Annotated in this window: 16 protein-coding genes; 9 read left to right on the top strand and 7 right to left on the bottom strand. The window is 72.3% G+C overall.

Annotation, left to right across the window (positions count from 1 at the left end; translation table 11 throughout):
* Nucleotides 1-335: 335 nt before the first annotated feature.
* The 5 genes from ACA361_RS31190 (at nt 336) to ACA361_RS31170 (ending at nt 6,511) form a co-directional block, all read left to right on the top strand.
* Nucleotides 336-1,334: an ABC transporter permease gene (locus ACA361_RS31190; RefSeq protein WP_375017928.1), complete on the top strand. Its 999-nt coding sequence runs from the start codon at nt 336-338 to the stop codon at nt 1,332-1,334.
* Nucleotides 1,335-1,372: 38 nt separating this feature from the next.
* Nucleotides 1,373-3,127, top strand: a complete 1,755-nt coding sequence (locus ACA361_RS31185; protein WP_375017926.1) for an ABC transporter substrate-binding protein — start codon at nt 1,373-1,375, stop codon at nt 3,125-3,127.
* A 96-nt stretch (nt 3,128-3,223) separates the two neighbouring features.
* On the top strand, nt 3,224-4,234 hold the full coding sequence (locus tag ACA361_RS31180; RefSeq protein WP_375017924.1) for an ABC transporter permease: 1,011 nt from the start codon (nt 3,224-3,226) through the stop codon (nt 4,232-4,234).
* Nucleotides 4,234-5,286: an ABC transporter ATP-binding protein gene (locus ACA361_RS31175; RefSeq protein WP_375017922.1), complete on the top strand. Its 1,053-nt coding sequence runs from the start codon at nt 4,234-4,236 to the stop codon at nt 5,284-5,286. Before ACA361_RS31180 ends, ACA361_RS31175 begins: the two co-directional genes overlap by 1 nt.
* A 154-nt stretch (nt 5,287-5,440) precedes the next feature.
* Nucleotides 5,441-6,511, top strand: a complete 1,071-nt coding sequence (locus ACA361_RS31170; RefSeq protein WP_375018261.1) for an ABC transporter ATP-binding protein — start codon at nt 5,441-5,443, stop codon at nt 6,509-6,511.
* A 96-nt stretch (nt 6,512-6,607) separates the two neighbouring features.
* Here ACA361_RS31170 and ACA361_RS31165 read toward each other — a convergent pair whose 3' ends face one another.
* Complete coding sequence (locus tag ACA361_RS31165) at nt 6,608-7,603, bottom strand: DUF5937 family protein (RefSeq protein WP_375017920.1); 996 nt, start codon at nt 7,601-7,603, stop codon at nt 6,608-6,610.
* A 76-nt stretch (nt 7,604-7,679) separates the two neighbouring features.
* Here ACA361_RS31165 and ACA361_RS31160 point away from each other — a divergent pair, with 76 nt between their 5' ends.
* Nucleotides 7,680-8,939, top strand: a complete 1,260-nt coding sequence (locus ACA361_RS31160; protein WP_375017918.1) for an MFS transporter — start codon at nt 7,680-7,682, stop codon at nt 8,937-8,939.
* On the opposite strand, the gene pepN is transcribed toward ACA361_RS31160, so the two are convergent.
* From pepN to ACA361_RS31130, 6 genes are all read right to left on the bottom strand, one after another.
* Entirely contained in the window at nt 8,863-11,445 is a 2,583-nt protein-coding gene (gene pepN, locus ACA361_RS31155; RefSeq protein ID WP_375017916.1) for an aminopeptidase N, read from the bottom strand. The genes ACA361_RS31160 and pepN overlap by 77 nt on opposite strands.
* 109 nt (nt 11,446-11,554) lie before the next feature.
* Nucleotides 11,555-14,050: an ABC transporter permease gene (locus tag ACA361_RS31150; RefSeq protein ID WP_375017914.1), complete on the bottom strand. Its 2,496-nt coding sequence runs from the start codon at nt 14,048-14,050 to the stop codon at nt 11,555-11,557.
* Nucleotides 14,047-14,841, bottom strand: coding sequence for an ABC transporter ATP-binding protein (locus ACA361_RS31145; protein ID WP_375017912.1), 795 nt, complete (start codon nt 14,839-14,841; stop codon nt 14,047-14,049). The genes ACA361_RS31150 and ACA361_RS31145 overlap by 4 nt, the downstream gene beginning before the upstream one ends.
* A 313-nt stretch (nt 14,842-15,154) precedes the next feature.
* On the bottom strand, nt 15,155-15,835 hold the full coding sequence (locus ACA361_RS31140) for a response regulator (protein ID WP_375017910.1): 681 nt from the start codon (nt 15,833-15,835) through the stop codon (nt 15,155-15,157).
* A gap of 83 nt (nt 15,836-15,918) precedes the next feature.
* Nucleotides 15,919-17,139, bottom strand: coding sequence for a sensor histidine kinase (locus ACA361_RS31135; RefSeq protein WP_375017908.1), 1,221 nt, complete (start codon nt 17,137-17,139; stop codon nt 15,919-15,921).
* A 138-nt stretch (nt 17,140-17,277) separates the two neighbouring features.
* Nucleotides 17,278-18,192 (bottom strand): RecB family exonuclease, encoded by a 915-nt coding sequence (locus ACA361_RS31130; protein WP_375017906.1) that lies wholly within the window; start codon nt 18,190-18,192, stop codon nt 17,278-17,280.
* A 138-nt stretch (nt 18,193-18,330) separates the two neighbouring features.
* Between ACA361_RS31130 and ACA361_RS31125 the strand changes: the two genes are divergently transcribed.
* The 3 genes from ACA361_RS31125 to arc all read left to right on the top strand — a co-directional run bounded on the left by ACA361_RS31125 (nt 18,331) and on the right by arc (nt 22,672).
* Nucleotides 18,331-19,509 carry a site-2 protease family protein gene (locus tag ACA361_RS31125; protein ID WP_375017904.1) on the top strand — a complete coding sequence of 393 codons (1,179 nt, stop codon included), beginning with the start codon at nt 18,331-18,333 and terminating at the stop codon, nt 19,507-19,509.
* A gap of 105 nt (nt 19,510-19,614) precedes the next feature.
* The gene (locus tag ACA361_RS31120) at nt 19,615-20,574 is read left to right on the top strand and encodes a tRNA (adenine-N1)-methyltransferase (protein WP_375017902.1); all 960 of its coding nucleotides are present in this window, start codon (nt 19,615-19,617) and stop codon (nt 20,572-20,574) included.
* A 334-nt stretch (nt 20,575-20,908) separates the two neighbouring features.
* The gene (gene arc / locus ACA361_RS31115) at nt 20,909-22,672 is read left to right on the top strand and encodes a proteasome ATPase (protein WP_375017900.1); all 1,764 of its coding nucleotides are present in this window, start codon (nt 20,909-20,911) and stop codon (nt 22,670-22,672) included.
* Nucleotides 22,673-22,744 lie beyond the last annotated feature (72 nt).

The raw sequence follows: 22,744 nt of genomic DNA, 5'->3' as shown, positions 1-22,744 counted from the left end.
CCCCCTGACCTGCGCATGATCGGTCTCGAATCGGCCTCATTACGGTAAAGCTTCCTGGTCTAGACCGGATGGCGGTTGTCTTTCACTCCTTCCGTCCACGTACTATTCGGGCGCTTTGCCGATGCATTGTGCGGATCGCGTGTGCCCCAGATGACGGCGAGATCACAAGTCAGAAACGGGTACTGGCGGACCACGCTCGACGGATGGACAGTCGTCCCCGAACGACTAGGTTTCCCTCCAGCAAACGCGGCGTAACGGGCACGGAGGACGGACGATCTCCGTCCCCGCGAACGGTCGACCGGTCACGCGTGGCCGACGGGTAGGAGGTACTGAGGGTGGGCGCACCGATCGAGGTGTCCGGGTCGGACAAGGAGGCCCAGCCGGAGGCCGTGCTCTCGGGTGTGGAGAGCAAGGCCATCCAGGGCCGCTCGCTCGGACGGATCGCCTGGCTCCGGCTGCGGCGCGACAAGGTGGCGATGACCGGCGGCGTGCTGGTGGTCCTGCTGATCCTGATGGCCGTGTTCGCGCCGCTGATCGTCAAGCTGCTGGGGCATCCTCCGAACGAGTACCACCAGGAGCTGCTGGACCCGACGTTCGGCTCCCCGAACGAGCCCATGGGCGGGATGAGCGGCGAGTTCCTGCTCGGCCTCGAGCCCGGCACCGGCCGCGACCTGTTCAGCCGCATCGTGTACGGCGCGCGGGTGTCGCTGCTGGTCGGCTTCCTGGCCACCATCGTGGCGGCGGTGATCGGCACCGCCATGGGCGTGATCGCCGGCTACTTCGGCGGCTGGGTCGACGGCCTCATCTCGCGCCTCATGGACGTGTTCCTGGCCTTCCCGCTGCTGCTGTTCGCCATCGCCATCGTCGGCGTCATCCCCGACGAGATGGCCGGCCTCACCGGCAACGGGCTGCGGATCGGCGTGCTGGTCTTCGTGATCGGCTTCTTCAGCTGGCCCTACATCGGCCGCATCGTTCGCGGCCAGACGCTGTCGCTGCGCGAGCGGGAGTTCGTGGACGCCGCCCGCAGCATGGGCGCGCGCGGCCCGTACATCATCGTGCGGGAGATCCTGCCGAACCTGGTCGCGCCGATCCTCGTCTACGCGACGCTGATGATCCCGACCAACATCCTGTTCGAGGCGGCGCTGTCGTTCCTGGGCGTCGGCATCGAGCCGCCCACCCCGTCCTGGGGCGGCATGCTGACCACCGCCATCCAGACCTACCAGGTGACGCCGTACTTCGTGGTCATCCCCGGCGTAGCCATCTTCATCACCGTCATGGCCTTCAACGTCTTCGGCGACGGGCTGCGTGACGCTCTCGACCCACGGACCCGCTGACCCCCGCGGGAACGACCGTCCTTAGTGAAAGGGAATCCATGAAAAGGCCCAAGGTTCTGACCGCCGCGGCGGCCGGCGCCGTCGTGCTGAGTCTGGGACTGTCCGCCTGCGGCGGCGGTGGCGATGACCAGCAGGGCGGCGGGACGAGTGTGAGCAACGCCGCCATCGGCAAGGTCCACAACGCGTCCGACAAAAAGGGCGGGACGCTGAAGATGGCGACCAGCTCGGACATCGACTCCACCGACCCGGGCAACATGTACTACGCCTGGGCGAACAACTTCACCCGGCTGTACTCCCGGATGCTGCTGACCTACCCGGCCAAGCCCGGCCCCGACGGGTTCAAGCCGGTGCCGGACATCGCCGAGGGCCTCGGCACGTCCAACGCCGACAAGACCGAGTGGACCTACAAGCTCAAGCGCGGCCTCAAGTACGAGGACGGCTCGGAGATCCGCGCCGAGGACATCAAGTACGCGGTGGCGCGGACGTTCGACCGCGGTGTCCTGCGCAACGGCCCCAGCTACTTCTCCAACCTGCTGGACGCCAAGGGCTACAAGGGCCCGTTCAAGGACAAGGACCTCGACAACTTCAAGGGCGTCTCCACCCCCGACGACCACACCGTGGTCTTCCACCTGAACGCGCCCTTCGCCGAGTTCAACGAGCTGGTGACCTTCAGCGGCCAGACCACCCCGGTGCCGCAGGACAAGGACAAGGGCGAGCGCTACGGCCTGCACCCGTTCTCGTCCGGCCCCTACAAGTGGGAGGCCGACTACCAGCCCAACAAGGGCGGCGCGCTGGTCCGCAACGAGCACTGGGACCAGGCCACCGACCCCAACCGCAAGCAGCTCCCGGACCGCATCGAGCTGCTGGCCGGCATGAACGCCGACGAGCTCGACAACCAGCTGCTGTCGGGCCAGATCCACGTCGCGCTCGAGGGCACCGGCGTCCAGGACAACGGCCGCAAGACGCTGCTGTCCAGCGCCGACCACCGGAAGAACGCCGACAACCCGCCCGGCGGCTTCCACTGGTACATGCCGATCAACACCAAGGTGATCCCCAACGTCGAGTGCCGCAAGGCGATCGTGTGGGCGACCAACCGCGACTCGCTGTGGCGCGCCTACGGCGGTGACGTCGGCGGCGAGCTGGCCACCTCGATCATGCCCCCGAACGTCGAGGGCCGCGAGAAGGGCACCGACTACTACACCAAGGCCGAGAAGGGCTACACCGGCGACACCGCCAAGGCCAAGGAGGCCCTGACGGCCTGCGGCCAGCCGAACGGCTTCGAGACCAAGATGGTCTACCGCAGCGACCGGCCCAAGGAGAAGGCCGTCGCCGAGGCGATGCAGGCCGCGCTCCAGCGCGTCGGCATCAAGCTGACCCTCCAGGGCTACCCGGCCAACACCTACACCAACGACCAGTTCGGCTCCCCGTCCTTCATCAAGAAGGAGGGCATCGGCCTGGGCACCTACGGCTGGCACGCCGACTGGCCGACCGGCTACGGCTACCTGCAGGCGCTGACCGACAAGGACGCCATCGTCCCGTCCGGCAACGCCGCGATCTCCGAGCTCGACGACCCCGCCATCAACAAGGGCTGGGACGACGTGGTCAAGATCGAGGACCCGGCCCAGCGGAACAAGATCTACAACCAGATCGACGACTCCATCCGCAAGCAGGCCGCGTTCATCCCGAACGTGTACGCCAAGTCGCTGCTGTACAGGCCGGCCAACCTGACCAACGTGTTCTTCCACGAGGGGTACGGCATGTACAACTACTCGACCATGGGCCTGAGCGGCTGACCCAGCCGGTTTCCCTGGTCGACTCGTTGAACGAAAGCAGGTGAAGGCAGCGGGCGGCCGCCCGGCACCCCGGGTGGCCGCCCACCGCCGCTGACCGTGATCGCATTTATCGTTCGCCGGCTCGTGGGCGCGATCGCGCTGTTGCTGGTCATCAGCGCGGTGACCTTCGCGATCTTCTTCTTGCTGCCCCGGCTCGCCGGCACCACCAATGACGACCTCGCGGCCCGGTTCGCCGGCAAGGCGCCCACGCCGGAGACCGTCGCGGCCGTCAAGGAGCGCCTCGGGTTCGACGACCCGATCGCGGTCCAGTACGGGGACTTCATCAAGGCCGTGGTGGCCGGTGACACCTACGACACCGGCACCACCACGATCGACTGCCCGGCGCCGTGCTTCGGGTACTCGTTCCGCACCAACACCAGCGTGACCGACCAGCTGATCGACCGGATCCCGGTCACGCTGTCGCTGGTGGTCGGCGCGGCGGTGCTGTGGCTGGCGATCGGGATCGCGATCGGCGTGCTGTCGGCGCTGCGCCGCGGCTCGTTCTTCGACCGCGCCGCGATGCTGGTCGCGCTGGCCGGCGTCTCGCTGCCGATCTTCTTCACCGGGCTGCTGTCGCTGACGTTCGTGGTGCACGCCTGGGGGCTGCTGCCACCGGTCAGCTATCACAGCTTCCTGGACAATCCCTTCGCCTGGGCGGGTAATCTCATATTGCCCTGGGTGACCCTGGCCTTCCTCTACGCGGCCATGTACGCGCGGATGACCAGGGCCGGGATGCTGGAGACGCTCAACGAGGACTACATCCGCACCGCGCGGGCCAAGGGCCTGCCGGAGAACAAGGTCATCACCAAGCACGCGCTGCGCGCCACGCTGACGCCGCTGCTGACGCTGTTCGGCCTGGACATCGGGCTGCTGCTGGGCGGCGCGGTGCTCACCGAGAAGACCTTCTCGCTGGCGGGCCTGGGCAGGCTGGCGCTGGACGGGGTGGTCGGCAGCGACCTGCCGGTGGTGCTCGGCGTGGTCATGGTCGCGGCGATCTTCATCGTCCTGGCCAACCTGGTCGTCGACGTCCTCTACGGCGTGGTCGACCCGAGGGTGAGGCACAGCTGATGGACGAGGGGACGGGAGGCACGGTGGACGGGGCGAAGTCCTTCCTCGACGTGCGCGACCTGCGCATCCACTTCCCCACCGACGACGGCCTGGTCAGGTCGGTGGACGGGCTGACGTTCAAGCTCGAGCGCGGCCGCACGCTGGGCATCGTGGGGGAGTCGGGGTCGGGCAAGAGCGTGACCAGCCTGGGCATCCTCGGCCTGCACAACCGGCGCAACGCGCAGGTGTCGGGCGAGATCTGGCTGAACGGCACCGAGCTGGTCTCGGCGCCGCCGGAGGACGTCCGGAAGCTGCGCGGCCGCGAGATGGCGATGATCTTCCAGGATCCGCTGTCGTCGATGCACCCGCACTACACGGTCGGCAAGCAGATCATCGAGGCGTACCGGGTCCACAACGACGTGTCCAAGCAGGTGGCGCGCAAGCACGCGATCGACATGCTGGGCCGGGTCGGTATCCCCAAGCCGGACCGGCGGGTGGACGACTACCCGCACCAGTTCTCGGGCGGCATGCGGCAGCGCGCCATGATCGCGATGGCGCTGTCGTGCGACCCCGAGCTGCTGATCGCCGACGAGCCCACCACCGCGCTGGACGTGACCGTCCAGGCGCAGATCCTGGACCTGCTCCGGGACCTGCAGCAGGAGTTCAACTCCGCGATCATCATGATCACCCACGATCTCGGGGTGGTCGCCGAGCTGTCCGACGACATCCTGGTGATGTACGGCGGCCGGTGCGTGGAGTACGGCGGCGTGGGGGACGTGTTCCACCGGCCCGAGCACCCCTACACGTGGGGGCTGCTGGGCTCGATGCCGCGGCTGGACCGGCCGCCGTCCGAGCGGCTGATGCCCATCAAGGGCACCCCGCCGAGCCTCATCAACCTGCCGGCGGGGTGCGCGTTCAGCCCGCGCTGCGCGTACGAGGGGCTGACGGAGGGGAAGGCCACCACCGAGCGCCCGGAGCTGCGGGAGACGTCCCCGGGGCACAGCGTGGCCTGCCACATGGCCGCCGAGCGGCGGCGCCGCATCTGGACCGACGAGATCGCTCCCAAGCTGTGACGGGAGCAGTGGAGACATCGTGAGCACTTCCGACGACAAGCGCCCGGCGGACCCGGCGGATCCGGCGGACCCGGCGGTCCCCGAGGCGGCGGTCGCGGGCGCGACGGCGGCGGACGTCGCCGAGGACGACCGGCCCGCCGTCGCCGAAGGCGAGGTGCTGCTGGACGTCCGCAACCTCGGGAAGCACTTCCCGGTGCACGCCGGGCTGCTGCGCCGCCAGGTCGCCGCGGTCAAGGCCGTGGACGGGGTGTCGTTCTCGGTGCGCAAGGGCGAGACGCTCGGCCTGGTGGGCGAGTCGGGCTGCGGCAAGACCACCACCGGCCGGATGGTGATGCGGCTGCTGGACTCCAGCTTCGGCAAGATCGTCTTCGAGGGGCAGGACATCACCAAGCTGTCCCAGAAGCGGATGCGGCCGCTGCGCCGCGACATCCAGATGATCTTCCAGGACCCGTACTCGTCGCTGAACCCCCGGCAGACGGTCGGCGCGATCGTCGGCGCCGCGTTCCGGCTGCAGAAGATCGACACCAAGGTCCCGGTCAAGAAGGCCGTGCAGGACCTGCTGGAGCTGGTCGGGCTCAACCCCGAGCACTACAACCGGTACCCGCACGAGTTCTCGGGTGGGCAGCGGCAGCGCATCGGGATCGCCCGGACGCTGGCGCTGCGGCCCAAGCTGATCGTGGCCGACGAGCCGGTGTCGGCGCTGGACGTGTCGGTGCAGGCGCAGGTGGTCAACCTGCTGGAGGACCTCCAGGACGAGCTCGACCTCACCTACGTGGTGATCGCGCACGACCTGTCGGTGGTCCGGCACATCGCCGACCGGGTCGCGGTCATGTACCTCGGCAAGATCGTCGAGATCGCGGACCGCAACGACCTGTACGAGCGGCCGATGCACCCGTACACCAACGCGCTGCTGTCGGCGGTGCCGATCCCGGACCCGGCCGAGCGCGAGAACCGGCAGCGGATCCGGCTGCAGGGCGACGTGCCGAGCCCGCTGGATCCGCCGCCCGCCTGCCGCTTCCACACCCGGTGCTGGAAGGCGCAGGACATCTGCAAGGAGAAGGAACCGCCGCTGGTGGAGCTGAGCCCGGGACACGAGGCGGCCTGCCACTTCCCGGAGAACACCACGGTCAGCGCCACCGACCTGGTGGCGGCGCAGACCGCGGCGCTCAAGGGCCAGGCGGCCGAGGCGACGGTCGTCAAGGGCAAGCCGGACGACGACGACTGACGTCCGGTCCGCGCGCACGCCGGGAACCGGCCGCGCCCTCCGCGTGAGGGGCGGCCGGTTCCCGCGTTCCAGGGAGTGCCGGGCAGCCAGGGCGTCTCAGTCCTCGCGGGCGCCGCGGGCGAGGGCGTCGCCGAGCGGGGTGCGGCGGTAGAGGACGTGGCGCCCGGCGCGGGCCCGTTCCAGGAGCCCGGCGCGGCGGAGCACGGTGAGGTGGTCGCCGGCGGCGCCGACGGCGATGCCGAGCGAGCGGGCCAGCTGGGTGGTGCCGGCGGGGTCCTCCAGGGCCAGCAGGACGCGGGCGCGGGTGCGGCCGAGCAGCCCGGCCAGGGCGCCCGGGTCGGCCACCGCTGAGTCCTCCTCCCACAGCGCGGCGATGCCCCGGGCGGGGTAGATCAGCGCGTACGGCCAGGGCTCGTCGGTGTGCATCGCCACCCGCGGCCACAGGAACGCCGACGGGATGAGCAGCAGGCCGCGCCCGCCCAGCGCGACGGTCCCGCGGCCCCGGGTGCCGACGATCTCCACGCCGCGGTCGCGCCACCGGACCTGCCCGTTCAGGCCGTCCAGGGCGGCCTCCCAGCCGCCCTCGCCGAGCCGCCCGGCACGGTGCACGACGTCGCGCTCGCAGATGGCGCGCAGCTGCGGCCAGCCGGGCGCCAGCAGCTCCCGCCAGGCCGCCTCCAGCGCATCGGCGATCATGCCGACGACGCCGGGGTCGCGCAGCCGCGCGGCGGTGGCCGCGGGCACCTCCCCCCGGTACCGCAGCGCCCCGGCGATCTCGCGGCGGGCCAGCTCCAGCGGGGTGGCGCGGACGCGTTCCAGGTCGCCCTCGATCGTCTGGGCCAGGCCGCGGTCGGGCGGCGGGGAGGTGAAGCTCGGGCCGTAGTCGGGGGACTGCAGGGCCAGGACGGCGTCCAGCGGCGTCTCGGCGAGCAGCCGCCGGAACGCCGGCGCGACCCGCCGCGACCACGCGCCGGGCAGCCGCCGGCCGGGCAGGCCGGCGAGGGTGCGCAGCAGCGCGTCGAGCTCGAACAGCGGGGAGAGCGCGAACCGGCTGTGCAGCAGGTCCTCGGTCTCGACCTCGAAGCGGAACACGTCCGGAGCCTACGCGACCTTACGTCGAGGGACGTAAAGCTGGCGGGGTGACCGCGTCCCCGGAAAGGTGACCGGCATGTCCGACGAAACCCCCATGACCGGCGGCTCCCAGGCCGTCACGTACGCGCGGATCCTCGCCGAGCCGCGGTTCCGGGTGCTGTTCGCGACCCGCTCGCTGGTGATCGCCGCGGACACGCTGCGGATGGTGGCGCTGTCGGTGCTGGTGTACGCGCAGACGGGGTCGCCGCTGCTGGCGGCGGTCGCGTTCGGCATCGGGTTCCTGCCGCAGGTGGCGGGCGGGGCGCTGCTGGGGGCGCTGGCCGACCGGCTGCGGCCGCGGCCGCTGATCACCGGCGTGTACGCGGCGGAGGCGGCCGCCGCGGCGGCGCTGGGCCTGCTGGACCTGCCGGTCGCGGTGTGCCTGCTGCTGGTCGCGGCGATCGCGTGTGTGACGCCGGTGGTGTCGGGCGCGGTGAACCGGCTGGCCGCCGAGGTGCTGCCGGGGGAGGGGTTCGTCCTGGGCCGCTCGCTGATGATGATCGCGGCGGCGGTGGCGCAGCTGCTGGGCCTGGCGTTCGGCGGGATCGCGGTGGCGGCGCTGGGGGACCGGCGCGCGCTGCTGGTGACGGCGGCCGCGTACGCGGTGGCGGCGGCGGTGGTGCGGCTGCGGCTGGCCGACTTCCCGCCGGCCCCGGCGGCGGAGGGGGCGCCGGGATCGGTGCTGCGGGCCAGCCGGGCGGTGAACCGGCTGCTGTGGCGGGACCGGGCGGTGCGGGCGATCCTGCTGGCGCACTGGCTGCCGGTGGCGTTCGTGGCGGGCGCGGAGAGCCTGCTCATCCCGTACGCGCAGGAGCACGGCCACGGGGAGGCGGGCGGCGCGCTGCTGCTGGCGGCCCTGCCGGTGGGGATGATGGCGGGCAACGCGGTCTGCGGCCGGCTGCTGCGGCCGCGGACGCGGGAACGGCTGGTGGTGCCGATGATGGCGCTGTGCGGCCTGCCGCTGCTGGCCCCGGCGGCCGGGCCGCCGCTGCCGGTCCTGGTCGCGCTGCTGGCCGTCACCGGGGCCACGATCGCCTATGAGCTGGGCCTGCAGCGCCCGTTCGTGGACGCGGTGCCCGAGGGGGCGCGGGGGCAGGCGTTCGGGCTGCTGTCGACCGGCACGATGACGCTGCAGGGGGTGGGCCCGGTGGTACTGGGCGCGGCGGCCGAGGCGGCGGGCATCGGCCCGGCCGTCGCGCTCGCCGGGGTGGCGTGCCTGGTCACGGCGCTGCTGCTGCGTCCCGGTCTGCGGCGCGTACGCGCAGGGCACGGCGCAGGTCGTCCAGCCGCTCGGTGAGGGCGCGCCACAGCGCCGGCGGGAGACCGCCGCGGTCCAGGCGGCGCGCGGCGGCCCGCTCGGTGGCGGGGGAGACGGCGTGGGCGGGGAACAGCGCGGTGCCGAGGACCTTGGCGACGGCGGCGCCGCGCGCGGCGGCGGCCGGGACCTCCTCGAAGTAGCGGCCGACGTAGGGCGCGGTGAGCGCGGCGGTCTCGGGGTGCCAGAAGCCGGCGGCGGTCGCGGCCACCAGGTGCGGGGACAAGGGCGCGGCATGCTCGGCGTCCCCGCCGCCGAGCATGCCCCGCCAGGCGCGCTCCTTGGCGGCGGGGTCGGGGAGGGCGGCGCGGCACCGGGCGGCGCCCGCGTCCGCGGACGCGCCGCGGTCGCGGCGGCGCTCGGCGGCGATGTCGTCCTCGCCGGCGGCGCCGAGGACGCACAGGCGCGCGAGCGCGTCCCAGCGCAGGGCGGCGCCGGGGTGCGCGAGCGCGTCCCGGTACGGCTCGGCGTCCCGCGTCCCGCCGCCGTCGCCGGCGGTGAGGAGGGCGCGCAGGCCGCCGGCTCCGCCGGCGCCGGTGCACTCGACGAGGGTGCGGGCGGCGATCGGGCGCAGCGCCGCGCCGCCGCGGCCGAGGACGGCGCGGCAGGTGGCGGCGAGGGAGGCGAGCGCCGCCGGGCGCCGCTCCGGCGGCAGGTAGCGGTCGGCGACCTCGGTACGGGCGAACGCGAGCATCGCCGCGGCCACGGCCGGCTCGGTCTCGGCGGGCAGGTGCCGCGCGGCCAGCTCCAGGAACTCCGCCGGCGTCAGCTCGGCGTCGCGGACCATGTCGCGGGCGGCGTTCCACAGCACGGCGCGCGGCAGCGGGTCGGCGATGCCGGACAGGCCCTCGGCGGCGGCGCGCCAGGAGTCCTCGTCGAGCCGGATCTTGGCGTAGGTGTGGTCGCCGTCGTTGGGCAGGACCAGATCGGCGCGCGGCGCGCCGCCGGGCGCCGCCACGCGGGCGGGCGCGCCGGGCGCGATCTCGGCGCGGACGCGCTCGCGCGCGACGAGCCGGCCGGTGCCGCCGTCGCGGTCGTACAGCCCGACCTGGAGGAGGTGGGGCCGCGCCGCGGGCGTCCCGGCGGGGCCGATGACGTCGATGCCGGTGGTGCGCAGCCAGCGCTCGGCCCAGCCGTGCACGTCGCGGCCGCTCGCGCGGGCGAGGGCGCCGAGGAGGTCGCCGAGATCGGCGTTGCCGAAGCGGTGCCGGTCGAAGTAGGCGTTGACGCCGGCGAGGAACGCCTCGTCGCCGATCCACGCGACGAGCTGGCGGAGGGCGGAGGCGCCCTTGGCGTAGGAGATGCCGTCGAAGTTGGAGAACGCGGCGGCGGTGTCGGGGACGTCGCCGGGCGCGACGGGGTGGGTGGTGGGGCGCTGGTCGGTGTCGTAGGCCCACGGCTTGCGGGTGACGGCGAACGACGTCCAGGCGCCGGGGAACACGCCGGTCTCGGCGGCCACCCGGTGCCCGATGTACTCGGCGAACGACTCGCTGAGCCACAGGTCGTCCCACCAGCGCATGGTGACCAGGTCGCCGAACCACATGTGGGCCATCTCGTGCGCGATGACGACGGCGCGGGTGTCGCGTTCGGTGACGGGGACGGGCGAGGTGAACAGGAACTCCTCGCGGAAGGTGACGCAGCCGGGGTTCTCGACGGCGCCGTGCCCGAACTCGGGGACGAACGCCTGGTCGTACTTCCCGAACGCGTACCGGGGCCGGAACAGCTCGTGGTGGCGGTCGAGGGAGCGGCGGGTGACGTCGAGGATCCCGGCGGCCTCCGCGTCCAGATGGGGGGCGAGCGACCGGCGGCAGTGCAGGCCGAGGGGGATCCCGTCGTGCCCGGCGCGGACCGAGTGGAGCGGCCCGGCGACCAGCGCGGCCAGGTGCGGGCTGATCGGCGGGGTGGGCGCGAACTCCCACCGCGCGGCCCCGCCCGGCGCGGTGCCGGTGCGGCGGCCCGCGGCGTTGCTCAGGACCGTCCAGTGCGCCGGGGCGGTGACGGTGAACGCCAGCGGGGTCTTCAGGTCGGGCTGGTCGAAGGCCGCGAACACGCGGGGCGTGTCGCCCGGCCCGCAGCAGGCGTACACGTACACCTCGCCGTCGGCGGGGTCGGTGCAGCGGTGCAGGCCCTCGCCGGTGCGCGAGTACTCCAGGTCGGCCTCGACGCGCAGCTCGTTGCGGGCGGCCAGGTCCGGCAGCGGCAGGCGGCCGCCGCGCAGCGCGCCCGGGTCGAGTTCGCGGCCGTTGAGGACGGCGCGGCGCAGCGTCCCGGGAACGATCTCGGCGAACGTGGCCGCGCCGGGCCGCGCGCAGCGGAACCGCAGCGTGGTGACCGACCCGAACACCGCGTCGCCGCGGGTGAGGTCGAGGTCGACGGCGGCCCCGCCGACGTCCAGGAGCGTGGAGCGGGCCAGCGCCTCGGCGCGGGTGAGAGGGGAGACAGGGGTGGGCCCAGAGACGGACCCGGAGGCGGGCACAGGGGCGGGCATGGAGATCATCCTCCTGTACGGGACGGCGCCCCGCACGGCCTCGATGGCCGTGCGGGGCGCCGTGACCGCCACCGGACGCGGGTCCGGTCAGCGGGTCCGGTCAGCGGGGTCAGTCCGTGGAGATGGCCTTCAGGACGTCCATCCGCCCCGCCCGCCAGGCCGGCCACAGCGCGGCGAGCACGCCGATCACGGCCGCGATGACCAGGTACACGGCCAGGGTGCCGACCGGGATGCTGAGGAGGCTGAGGCCGTCCTCGCGCAGCGCCCGCTGGAGCGCGGCGCCGAACGCCACCCCGATCCCGATGCCGAGGACCGCGCCGAACACCGCGATCACGATCGACTCCAGCCGGATCATCCGGCGCAGCTGGCGGCGGCTGATGCCGATCGCCCGCAGCAGCCCGATCTCCCGGGTCCGCTCGATCACCGACAGCGCCAGGGTGTTGACCACCCCGACCGCCGCGATGATCACCGACATGACCAGCAGCACGGTGAGGAACGACACGAACCCGTCCACCTGCGCGCGGGCCTCCTTCTTGATCCCCGCCTGGTCCTGCACCTCGGCGTTCGGGTGGTCGCGCAGCGACCGCTCCAGCGCCGCGGCCGTCGCCGCGTTCGCGCTGGACGCTTCGATCATCACGGCGCCGACCGCGGTACGGGCGGCGTGCGCCCGGTGCGCCTGCTCGTTGATCAGCCGGGGGCCCAGGAAGTCGTTCTTGGCGTACACCCCGGTGATCTTCAGGTTCTCGGTCTTCCCGTCGGTGAACTGCACCGGCACCGCGGCGCCGACCGCCCAGCCCTGCGCGCGGGCGGTGTCCTCGTCGACGAGCATCCCGTCCCGGCCCGCCTGCAGGCCGCCCGACACCAGCTCCAGCCGGACGCCCTTGGCCAGCGCGGCGGGATCGCCCGCCACGTACGCGGCCCGCTTGCCCTTGATGTTGGCGTTGCCCGTGTAGTACGGCGCGGCGCTGTCCACGCCCGGCACGCCCTTCACCCGGTCCAGGACGTCGCTGCTGAGCCCGTTCATCCCGGTCGGCATCACGATGTAGTCGGCGCCGAACTGGTCGTCGACCTGCGCGTCCACCGACGTCCGCATCGACGCGCCCAGCACGTTCACCGTCGTGATCAGCGCCAGGCCGATCATCAGCGCGGCGGCCGTGGCGGCGGTGCGGCGCGGGTTGCGCAGCGCGTTCTGCCGCGCCAGCCGGCCGGGCGCGCCCATCAGCCGCGCCGCCGGCGCGCCCAGCACCCGGATCACCGGGATGCTGATCACCGGGGCGAGCAGCGTCACGCCGATGAACACCAGGAACGCGCCCGCGCCGACCGGGATCGCCGGGTTGCCGCCGCCGCCGGCCAGCCCCAGCCCGATCAGGCCCGCCCCGATCAGGGTGAGCAGGGTGCCGAGCGCCAGCCGGATCCGCATCGACCGCTGCGGCAGCGCCACGTCGTCGCGCATCGCCGCCACCGGCGGGATCTTGGCGGCGCGCCGGGCGGGGAAGTACGCCGACACGACCGTGACGACGATCCCGACCGTGTACGACCAGATGATCGGGTTGGCGGTCAGCACCAGCCCGCCGCCGTCCTCGCCCATCACCTGCGACTGCAGCAGCGCCGCCAGGCCCGCGCCGGCCGCCAGGCCCAGCGTCGACCCGACCACGCCGACCGCGACCGCCTCGCCGATCACCGCCCGGGTGACCTGCGAGCGGGCCGCGCCGATCGCGCGCAGCAGCGCCAGCTCGCGGGTGCGCTGCGCCACCAGCATCGAGAACGTGTTGAAGATGATGAACGCCCCGACGAAGATCGAGATCAGCGCGAACACCAGCAGGAACGTCCGGAAGAACCCCATGAACGTCGCGATGTCGCTCTTCGCGTCCTCGCGCAGCTGCGTCCCGGTGATCGCCTCCATGTTCGCCGGCAGCACCTTCGCGACCGCGGCGCGCAGCTCCTCCTCGGACGGGCCGCTCGACCCCATCTGCACGTCGGTGAAGTGGCCCGGCCTGAGCATCAGCCGCTGCGCCGTCGGCGTGTCGAACGCGGCGATGCTGGCGCCCATCATGTCGCCGCCGTCGAACACCCCGACCAGCCGCAGCCGCTGCGGCGTCTGCGTCAGCACCTGGACGGTGTCGCCGACCCGGTACCCGGCCTTCTCGGCCGTGCGGGCGTCCAGCGCCATCTCGCCGCCGCCCTCCGGGGCCCGCCCGGTGCTCATCTCGTAGTCGCCGGCGGGGTTCCAGTTGACCCCCATCTGCGGGGCGCCCTGCCCGGACACGACCTTGCCGTCCCGGCCGACGACCGCCGCGTACCCGGTGACGTTCCCGAACGGCTCCTTGACGCCCTCGACCTTCTTCAGCGTCTCCACCACCGACGCCGGGACCGGCTGCGCGGACTGCCCCGTGTCGGCCGGGTCGTCCACCACCTTCTTCGCCCGCACGTCGACCGCGACGCCCTTGCCGATGTCGTCGAACAGGTCGGCGAACTGCCGGTTCATCGTGTCGGTGAAGATCAGCGTGCCGGACACGAACGCCACCCCGAGGATGACCGCCACCGCGGTCAGCACCAAGCGGATCTTGTGCGCCGCCAGGTTGCGGAGCGTGACCTTCGCCATCATCGGGCCGCGACCCCCGGCAGCTCGAAGCCCTTCATGCGCTCCAGCACCCGCTCGGCCGTCGGCGCCGCCATCGTGTCCACGATCCGCCCGTCGGTGAGGAACACCACCTCGTCGGCGTACGCCGCCGCCGACGGGTCATGCGTCACCATCACGATCGTCTGGCCCATCTCCCGCACCGACGACCGCAGGAACCCCAGCACCTCCGCGCCCGACCGCGAGTCCAGGTTCCCCGTCGGCTCGTCCGCGAAGATGATCTCCGGGCGGGACGCCAGCGCCCGCGCGCACGCCACCCGCTGCTGCTGGCCGCCCGACAGCTCGCTCGGCCGGTGCCCCAGCCGCGGCCGCAGCCCCACCGTGTCGATCACCTGGTCCAGCCACTGCCGGTCGGGCTTCCGGCCCGCGATGTCCATCGGCAGCGTGATGTTCTCCAGCGCCGTCAGCGTCGGTACCAGGTTGAACGCCTGGAAGATGAACCCGACCTTGTCGCGCCGCAGCCGCGTCAGCTGCTTGTCCTTCAGCCGCGTCACCTCGGTCCCGCCGATGTGGACCTCACCGGAGTCGACCGCGTCCAGCCCCGCCATGCAGTGCATCAGCGTCGACTTCCCCGACCCCGACGGGCCCATGATCGCCAGGAACCGGCCGCGCGGCACGTCCAGGCTCACCCCGTCCAGGGCGATGACCTGCGCGTCCCCCGAACCGTACGCCTTGGCGACGCGGAGGGCCCGTGCGGCGAAGTCGCCCGCCCCCGGCGCGGAGTGCGCGTCAGCGGTCGATGGGGCGGTGTTCTTCACAGTGAAACTCCCTGTCTGCATGCTGGAACCGCATGGCGATCGATACGGATGGGTGCGCGCGCCCGGGCCGGGAGCACCGCGTGCACCCGGGAAGACGCTCAGAACACACCTGAAACACTAGAAGGCGCACGCCCCCGGCGGATGATCCCCGAGAACGGACTTGCGGATCCGCCGTCCGGGGGAGGAGCACCCGCCGATCGTCCTCCCGAAGTAGGGCCGACCCCGGCCACCCCCTAGGTGATCACCCCGAGGACCCCCGGCGGCCGGCCCGGGCCGCCACCGGGCCGCGATCGGGCCGCCGCCGGGCGGGCCCCTAGCCCTGGCCCGGCCGGCTCAGCCCCGTCTCGTACGCGTACACCACCGCCTGCACCCGGTCCCGCAGCCCCAGCTTGGCCAGCACGTTCCCCACATGCGTCTTCACCGTCGTCTCGCTGACCACCAGCGCCGCCGCGATCTCCGCGTTCGACTGCCCCCGCGCCACATGCGACAGCACCTCCCGCTCCCGCTCGGTCAGCGTGTCCAGCCCCGGCGGCGGCGCCGCGTCCCGCACCGCCGGCAGCCGCGTCGCGAACTTGTCCAGCAGCCGCCGCGTCACGCTCGGCGCCACGATCGCGTCGCCCTGCGCCACGATCCGGATCGCCTGCACCAGATCCTCCGGCGGCGAGTCCTTCAGCAGGAACCCGCTCGCCCCCGCACGCACCGCCTCGATCACGTACTCGTCCAGATCGAACGTCGTCAGGATCAGCACCCGCGGATCGTGCGACGCCGCCCCGTCCCGCACGATCCGCCGCGTCGCCTCGATCCCGTCCACACCCGGCATCCGGATGTCCATCAGCACCACGTCCGGCAGCAGCGACCGCGTCAGCTCCACCGCCACCGCGCCGTCCCCGGCCTCGCCCACCACCGCGATGTCGGGCTCGGCCTCCAGGATCAGCCGGAACCCCGTCCGCAACAACGGCTGATCATCCACCAGCAGCACCCGTACGGCGCTCATACGCCCACCTTCGCTCGCCGGCACCCGGCCGCCACCGCGCTCATCGCCTCGCCCCTACCCATCGATCCAGCCGCCCCGGACGCCTACGCCTGCAGCGGGAACCGGGCACGCACCCCGAACCCACCGCCGACCCGCGGGCCGATCCGCAACTCGCCGCCGTACAGCGCGACACGCTCGTACATCCCGACCAGGCCATGGCCCGGATTGTCGCCGTTGTCGGCGATGATCGTCGCGGTGCCACGCCCGTCGTCCTCGATCTCCACGGTCAGATCCTCATCGGTGTAGTGCAACCGCACCCAGGCCCGCGCCTGCGGGCCCGCATGCTTGAGCGTATTCGTCAGCGCCTCCTGGATCAGCCGGAACGCCGCCACGTCCACCCCCGGAGACGGCGTCCGCGCCTCACCCTCGATCCACAGCTGCACCGACAGGCCCGTCTCCCGCACGCTGTCCAGCAGCTCCCCGAGATCGCCCAGCCCCGGCTGCGGCGCCAGCTCCGCCCCGACCCCCTCCGAATCCCGCTCGGTCCGCAGGACCCCCACGATCCGCCGCATCTCGCTCAGCGCGGTACGGCCCACCTCCTCGATCGTGGTCATCGCCTCCCGCGCCCCCGCCGGATGACGATCCATGATCCGCCGCGCCGCCCCCGCCTGCACCGTCATCACGCTCACATGGTGCGCCACCACGTCGTGCAGCTCCCGCGCGATCCGCGACCGCTCCTCCACCCGCGCCGCCCGCGCGTCCGTCCCCCGAGCCCGCTCCAGCCGCGCCGCCCGGTCCTCCAGCTCCGCGAAGTACGCCCGCCGCAACCGCAGATTCCGCCCCAGCACCCACACCCCGACCAGCAGCGCGTTGTCCGTCAGCACCGTGATCAGCCCCAGATCCTCCGGGAACGTCACCAGGATCACGTTCATCGTCACCAGCGCCACCAGCCCGCCCAGCGCGCTCACCGCCAGCCCCCGATGCGCCGCCACGCTGTAGGCCGCCACCATGAACGCCACCAGATCCGGGATCGTCGGCGGATAACTCGCCAGCGTGATCAGCACCTCGCCCGCCGAGATCCACAGCAGCGCCGCCAGCGGCCGCGTCCGCCGGAACGCCAGCGCCATCGTCGCCGCCACCACCAGCAGCAGATGCCACGGATCCGTCTCCGCGTAATGCCGCCCCAGCCCCCGCGGCAGCTCCTCCAGATACAGCTGCGGCAATCCCACCACCAGCAGCGCCAGCGCCAGCGCGGCGTCGGCCGCCTGCGGACGCGCCTTCAGGAAGGCACGGCAGGTACGCAGACCACGGATGCGGGGTGACACAAGACTCACCCTAGGAGGCCGGACCAGGTCCCGAGCCCTCCTGAACGCCGATCCGCGATCCTCCCCAAGGATGACCCGCCCGCCCGCACCCCGGCCCCCGCCCGCCCGCACCGCCGGGCCGGCACCGCCCGCCGCCCCTCACAGATCGTCCCGCTCCCGCCCCGCCGGCTCCAGATCCGCCGGAGACGGCCGGTCCACCGGCGCCTCCGGCAGCGGCGGCGGCGTCCCCCCGAACTCCGGGCACCGGGACCGATGATCACACCAGTCGCACAGCCGGCTCCGCCGGTGCCGCCACTCGCCCGTCTCCATCGCCCGCCGGATCGCCGCCCACAGCGCCTCCACCTTCCGCTCCGTCGCCCGCAGATCCGCCTCGTCCGGCTCGTACCGCAGCACCTCGCCGTTACCCAGGTACATCAGCTGCAGCAGCCGCGGCACCCGCCCCTGCCGCCGCCACAGCACCAGCGCGTAGAACTTCATCTGGAACAGCGCCCGCGCCTCGAAATCCGCCCGCGGCGCCGTCCCCGTCTTGTAATCCACGATCCGCACATCACCCGACGGCGCCACGTCCACCCGGTCGATGTAACCCCGCAGCTTCAACCCCGAATCCAGCACCGTCTCCACGAACACCTCACGCTCCGCCGGCTCCAGCCGCCGCGGATCCTCCAGCGTGAAATACCGCTCCACCATCGACCGCGCCTGCTCCAGCCACGCCGCCCGCTCCGCGTCCCCCGACGCACCCTCCCCGAACAGCGTCGCCAGCTCCGGCTCCGCCGCCAGCAGCCGCTCCCACTGCGGCCCCAGCAGCTCCAGCGCCTCCGCCGCCACCCGCCGCTCCGCCGGCAGGTCGTACAGCCGCTCCAGCACCGCGTGCACCAGCGTCCCCCGCACCGCCGCAGCGCTCGGCCGCTCCGGGATCCGATCGATCACCCGGAACCGGTACAGCAGCGGACACGTCATGAAATCGCCCGCCCGCGACGGCGACAGCGAACCGATCACCGCCGGCCCCGTACCGCCACGCCCGCCCGTCCCGGTGCCCGCCTCGGTGGTCGTCATGGCACAGCAGACTAGGACACGCCCACGACGAAATCCCGCCACCCCGCACCCCCCGCCCGCGCCCCGCCCGGGCAGGCCCACGACCCCGCCCCCGGGCTGACCACCCGGCCACCCCGCCGGGGCCGTAGCATCGAAGACGTGGCAGACAGCGCACCCCCGACCGAGCCCCCCACCCGGAACAAGCCCGCCGACCCGCCCCCCACCACCGGCCCCGGCCTGTTCATCGGGCGGCCCTTCGGCGTGCCCGTCTACGTCTCACCCAGCTGGTTCCTCGTCGCCGTCGTCGTCACCGTCATGTTCGAAGGCCAGGTCAACGGCGTCGTCGAACGCCCCGCCAGCTTCGCCGTCGCCTTCGCCTACGCCGTGCTCCTGTACGCCTCCGTGTTCGTCCACGAACTCAGCCACGCCGTCACCGCCCGCGCCCTCGGCCTCCCCGTCCGCTCCGTCGTCCTCCACATCCTCGGCGGCGAGACCTCCATCGAAGAAGAGGCCCCCACCCCCGGCCGCGAATTCCTCATCGCCTTCGCCGGACCCGTCGTCAACCTCGTCCTCGCCGTCCTCGGCATCCTCGCCCACATCCTCCTCCCGCTCCCGCCCGTCGCGATGCTCCTCGTCGACGCCCTCACCTTCGCCAACCTCCTCGTCGGCGTCTTCAACCTCCTCCCCGGCCTCCCGCTCGACGGCGGCCGCCTCGTCCGCGCCGCCGTCTGGAAAGCCACCGGACGCGCCAGCAGCGGCGCCGTCTTCGCCGCCTGGGTCGGCCGCGGCGTCGCCGTCCTCTGCCTCGTCGCCGGCGCCTTCATGGCCACCTACCCCGTCCAGGGAGAATCCGCCGCCTTCGGCTGGCTCGCCCTCCTCTGGACCGCCCTCATCGCCTCCTTCATCTGGGTCGGCGCCACCCAGACCCTCCGCGCCGAGAAGATCCGCGGCCGCATCCCCGCCCTCCACGCCCGCCGCCTCGCCCGCCGCGCCACCCAGGTCACCGCCGACACCCCCCTCGCCGAAGCCATCCGCCGCGCCCACGACCAGCACGCCGGCGCCCTCGTCATCGTCGACCACGACGGCCGCCCCCGCGGCCTCGTCAGCGAGAAGGCCGTCACCGCCACCCCCGAACACCGCCGCCCCTGGATCCAGGCCGGCGAACTCTCCCGCGCCGTCCACGACGACAACACCCTCCCCGCCGACCTCACCGGCGAGGAACTCATCGACGCCCTCCGCCGCGCCCCCGCCTCCGAATACCTCCTCGTCGAGCCCGACGGCCGCGTCTACGGCGTCCTCACCGCCACCGACGTCGACCGCGCCTTCACCGGCATCTGACACCGGCCCGCCGAACCCGACCGGACGAACAAGGCAACCGGCAGGTTTCGCCGACACCCCCAGAGGGAACAGAGCAGTGCCCTCGGGCCGCTAGCCTTGACCGACATGAGCGAACCCACCCCGACGCCCGGCACCCCGGCCCAGCCCGCCGGCGCCGCCACCGGCCGCATCCCCCACGGCCCCTTCCGCGCCGGCGACCAGGTTCAGCTCACCGACCCCAAAGGCCGCATCAACACCATCACCCTCCAGCCCGGCAAGGCCTACCACTCCCACAAGGGCGCCATCACCCACGACGACATCATCGGCAGCCCCGAAGGCACCGTCTTCCGCTCCACCGGCGGCGTCGAATACCTCGCCTTCCGCCCCCTCCTCGCCGACTTCACCGTCCGCATGCCCCGCGGCGCCGCCGTCGTCTACCCCAAGGACGCCGCCCAGATCGTCGCCATGGCCGACATCTTCCCCGGCGCCCGCGTCATCGAAGCCGGCGCCGGCTCCGGCGCCCTCACCTGCTCCCTCCTCCGCGCCGTCGGCGAACACGGCCTCGTCACCTCCTACGAACGCCGCCCCGACTTCGCCGACATCGCCCGCACCAACGTCGAGAAGTTCTTCGGCGGCCCCCACCCCGCCTGGCGCATCACCGTCGGCTCCCTCGAAGACGCCCTCACCGAGACCGACATCGACCGCGCCGTCCTCGACATGCTCGCCCCCTGGGAATGCGTCGACGCCGTCGCCAAAGCCCTCATCCCCGGCGGCATGATCTGCGCCTACATCGCCACCACCACCCAGATGTCCCGCATCGTCGAAGAACTCCGCGGCCACGGCGCCTTCGCCGAGCCCTACGCCTTCGAGACCATGCTCCGCTCCTGGCACGTCGAAGGACTCGCCGTCCGCCCCGACCACCGCATGGTCGGCCACACCGGCTTCCTCGTCACCGCCCGCCGCCTCGCCGACGGCGTCACCCCGCCCGCCCGCCGCCGGCGCCCCGCCAAAGGCGCGCCCCTCCCCGCCCCCGCCCCCGGCCCCGCCACCGACGGCGACACACCCGCCCCCGCCGGCGAGGCATAGATCACAAACACCGCCCCGCGACCCCGCGACACGCGCGGCCACCACCACCGCCGCAGGCCGTAACACACAATTCACACCCCCGCGTCACCACCGCCTACCCCCACCCCCCCCCGAACGGAAAGCGCCGAACCCGCCGCCCCCCCCAACGGAATCCGCCGTTTCGACGCCCCGCCCTCCCGCTACGGACATTCCGCGCGCCCCCCGAACCCCCCGCCCCGACCAGTCAAGATCCCGCGGGCACGACACGAGTACCGAAAGGGCAGGTTACGGAAGCCCTCCAGATAGGTAGGGTCTCTGTAGGTCGTCGGCTCTCTTCGTGAGGAGGTGACGGGGCGTGGCCGCTCGTGACGATGCTGGGGCGCGCAGGGCGCAGCACGACAAGGAGGTCAGGGACCTCCAAACGCAGATCTCCTTCCTGGAGGAGGAGATCTCCGTGCTGCGCCGCAAGCTCGCGGAATCCCCGCGCCAAGTACGTGTTCTAGAGGAACGTCTCCATGAGGCACAGGCCAACCTGGCCGCCGTGACAGGCCAGAACGAGCGCCTCGTGGCGACGCTGAAGGAAGCCCGCGAACAGATCGTGGCGCTCAAGGAGGAGGTCGACCGGCTGGCCCAGCCGCCGTCCGGCTACGGGGTGTTCCTCGAAGCCCGCGACGACGGCACCGTGGACATCTTCACCGGCGGCCGCAAACTGCGGGTCAACGTCAGCCCCGCCGTGGACGCCGAAGAACTCCAGCGCGGCCAGGAGGTCATGCTCAACGAGGCGCTCAACGTCGTCGAAGCACTCAAGTTCGAAGAGCAGGGCGAAGTCGTCATGCTCAAGGAACTCTTCGACGACGGCGAACGCGCACTGGTGATCGCGCACGCCGACGAGGAACGCGTCATCATGCTCGCCGAACCGCTCCGCGGCGTACCGCTGCGCGCCGGCGACTCCCTCATGCTCGAACCCCGGTCCGGATACGCCTACGAAAAGATCCACAAGGCCGAGGTCGAAGAACTCGTCCTCGAAGAGGTCCCCGACATCTCCTACAACGAGATCGGCGGGCTCAGCGGGCAGATCGAAATGATCAGGGACGCCATCGAGCTTCCCTACCTGCACGCCGACCTCTTCCGCGAACACCAGCTCCGCCCCCCCAAGGGCGTACTGCTCTACGGACCGCCCGGCTGCGGCAAGACCCTCATCGCCAAGGCCGTCGCCAACTCCCTCGCCAAGCAGGTCGCCGAAAAGACCGGCCAGGAGGGCAAGAGCTTCTTCCTCAACATCAAGGGCCCCGAACTCCTCAACAAGTACGTCGGCGAGACCGAACGCCACATCCGCCTGGTCTTCCAGCGCGCCCGCGAAAAGGCCTCCGCCGGCACCCCCGTCATCGTCTTCTTCGACGAGATGGACTCCATCTTCCGCACCCGCGGATCCGGAGTCTCCTCCGACGTCGAGAACACCATCGTCCCGCAGCTCCTCAGCGAGATCGACGGCGTCGAGGGCCTGGAGAACGTCATCGTCATCGGCGCCTCCAACCGCGAAGACATGATCGACCCCGCGATCCTCCGCCCCGGCCGCCTCGACGTCAAAATCAAGATCGAACGCCCCGACGCCGAAGCCGCCAAGGACATCTTCTCCAAGTACATCCTCTCCGGCCTCCCCCTCCACCCCGACGACGTCAAGGAGAACGGCGGCGACGAGGCGGCCACCGTCGACGCCATGATCCAGCGCGTCGTCGAACGGATGTACACCGAGAGCGAGGAGAACCGCTTCCTGGAGGTCACCTACGCCAACGGAGACAAGGAAGTCCTCTACTTCAAGGACTTCAACTCCGGCGCGATGATCCAGAACATCGTCGACCGCGCCAAGAAGATGGCCATCAAGCAGTTCCTCGACACCGGCCAGAAGGGCCTCCGCGTCACCCACCTGCTGGCCGCCTGCGTCGACGAGTTCAGCGAGAACGAAGACCTCCCCAACACCACCAACCCCGACGACTGGGCCCGCATCTCCGGCAAGAAGGGCGAACGGATCGTCTACATCCGCACCCTCGTCTCCGGTACCAAGGGCTCCGAAGCCGGCCGGTCCATCGACACCGTCGCCAACACCGGCCAATACCTGTAACAACAGCGCAAACACGAGCAGACAACCGCACGACGACCGACCCACGGCGCGGCGGCCACCACACCGGTGGCC

Origin of the sequence: Actinomadura sp. 21ATH (assembly GCF_041951345.1) — a bacterium.
In the GTDB taxonomy this organism is placed as follows: domain Bacteria; phylum Actinomycetota; class Actinomycetes; order Streptosporangiales; family Streptosporangiaceae; genus Spirillospora.
The sequence above is the reverse complement of the archived record's forward strand: the minus strand, read 5'-3'. Positions and strand labels throughout refer to the sequence as shown.

What these genes read in the sequence shown, in the direction of transcription:
- ACA361_RS31130 (WP_375017906.1), bottom strand. Translation starts at nt 18,192, where the DNA reads ATGACGACCACCGAGGCGGGCACCGGGACGGGCGGGCGTGGCGGTACG.
- ACA361_RS31150 (WP_375017914.1), bottom strand. Translation starts at nt 14,050, where the DNA reads ATGATGGCGAAGGTCACGCTCCGCAACCTGGCGGCGCACAAGATCCGC.
- ACA361_RS31175 (WP_375017922.1), top strand. Translation starts at nt 4,234, where the DNA reads ATGGACGAGGGGACGGGAGGCACGGTGGACGGGGCGAAGTCCTTCCTC.
- ACA361_RS31185 (WP_375017926.1), top strand. Translation starts at nt 1,373, where the DNA reads ATGAAAAGGCCCAAGGTTCTGACCGCCGCGGCGGCCGGCGCCGTCGTG.
- ACA361_RS31140 (WP_375017910.1), bottom strand. Translation starts at nt 15,835, where the DNA reads ATGAGCGCCGTACGGGTGCTGCTGGTGGATGATCAGCCGTTGTTGCGG.
- ACA361_RS31120 (WP_375017902.1), top strand. Translation starts at nt 19,615, where the DNA reads ATGAGCGAACCCACCCCGACGCCCGGCACCCCGGCCCAGCCCGCCGGC.
- ACA361_RS31160 (WP_375017918.1), top strand. Translation starts at nt 7,680, where the DNA reads ATGTCCGACGAAACCCCCATGACCGGCGGCTCCCAGGCCGTCACGTAC.
- pepN (WP_375017916.1), bottom strand. Translation starts at nt 11,445, where the DNA reads ATGCCCGCCCCTGTGCCCGCCTCCGGGTCCGTCTCTGGGCCCACCCCT.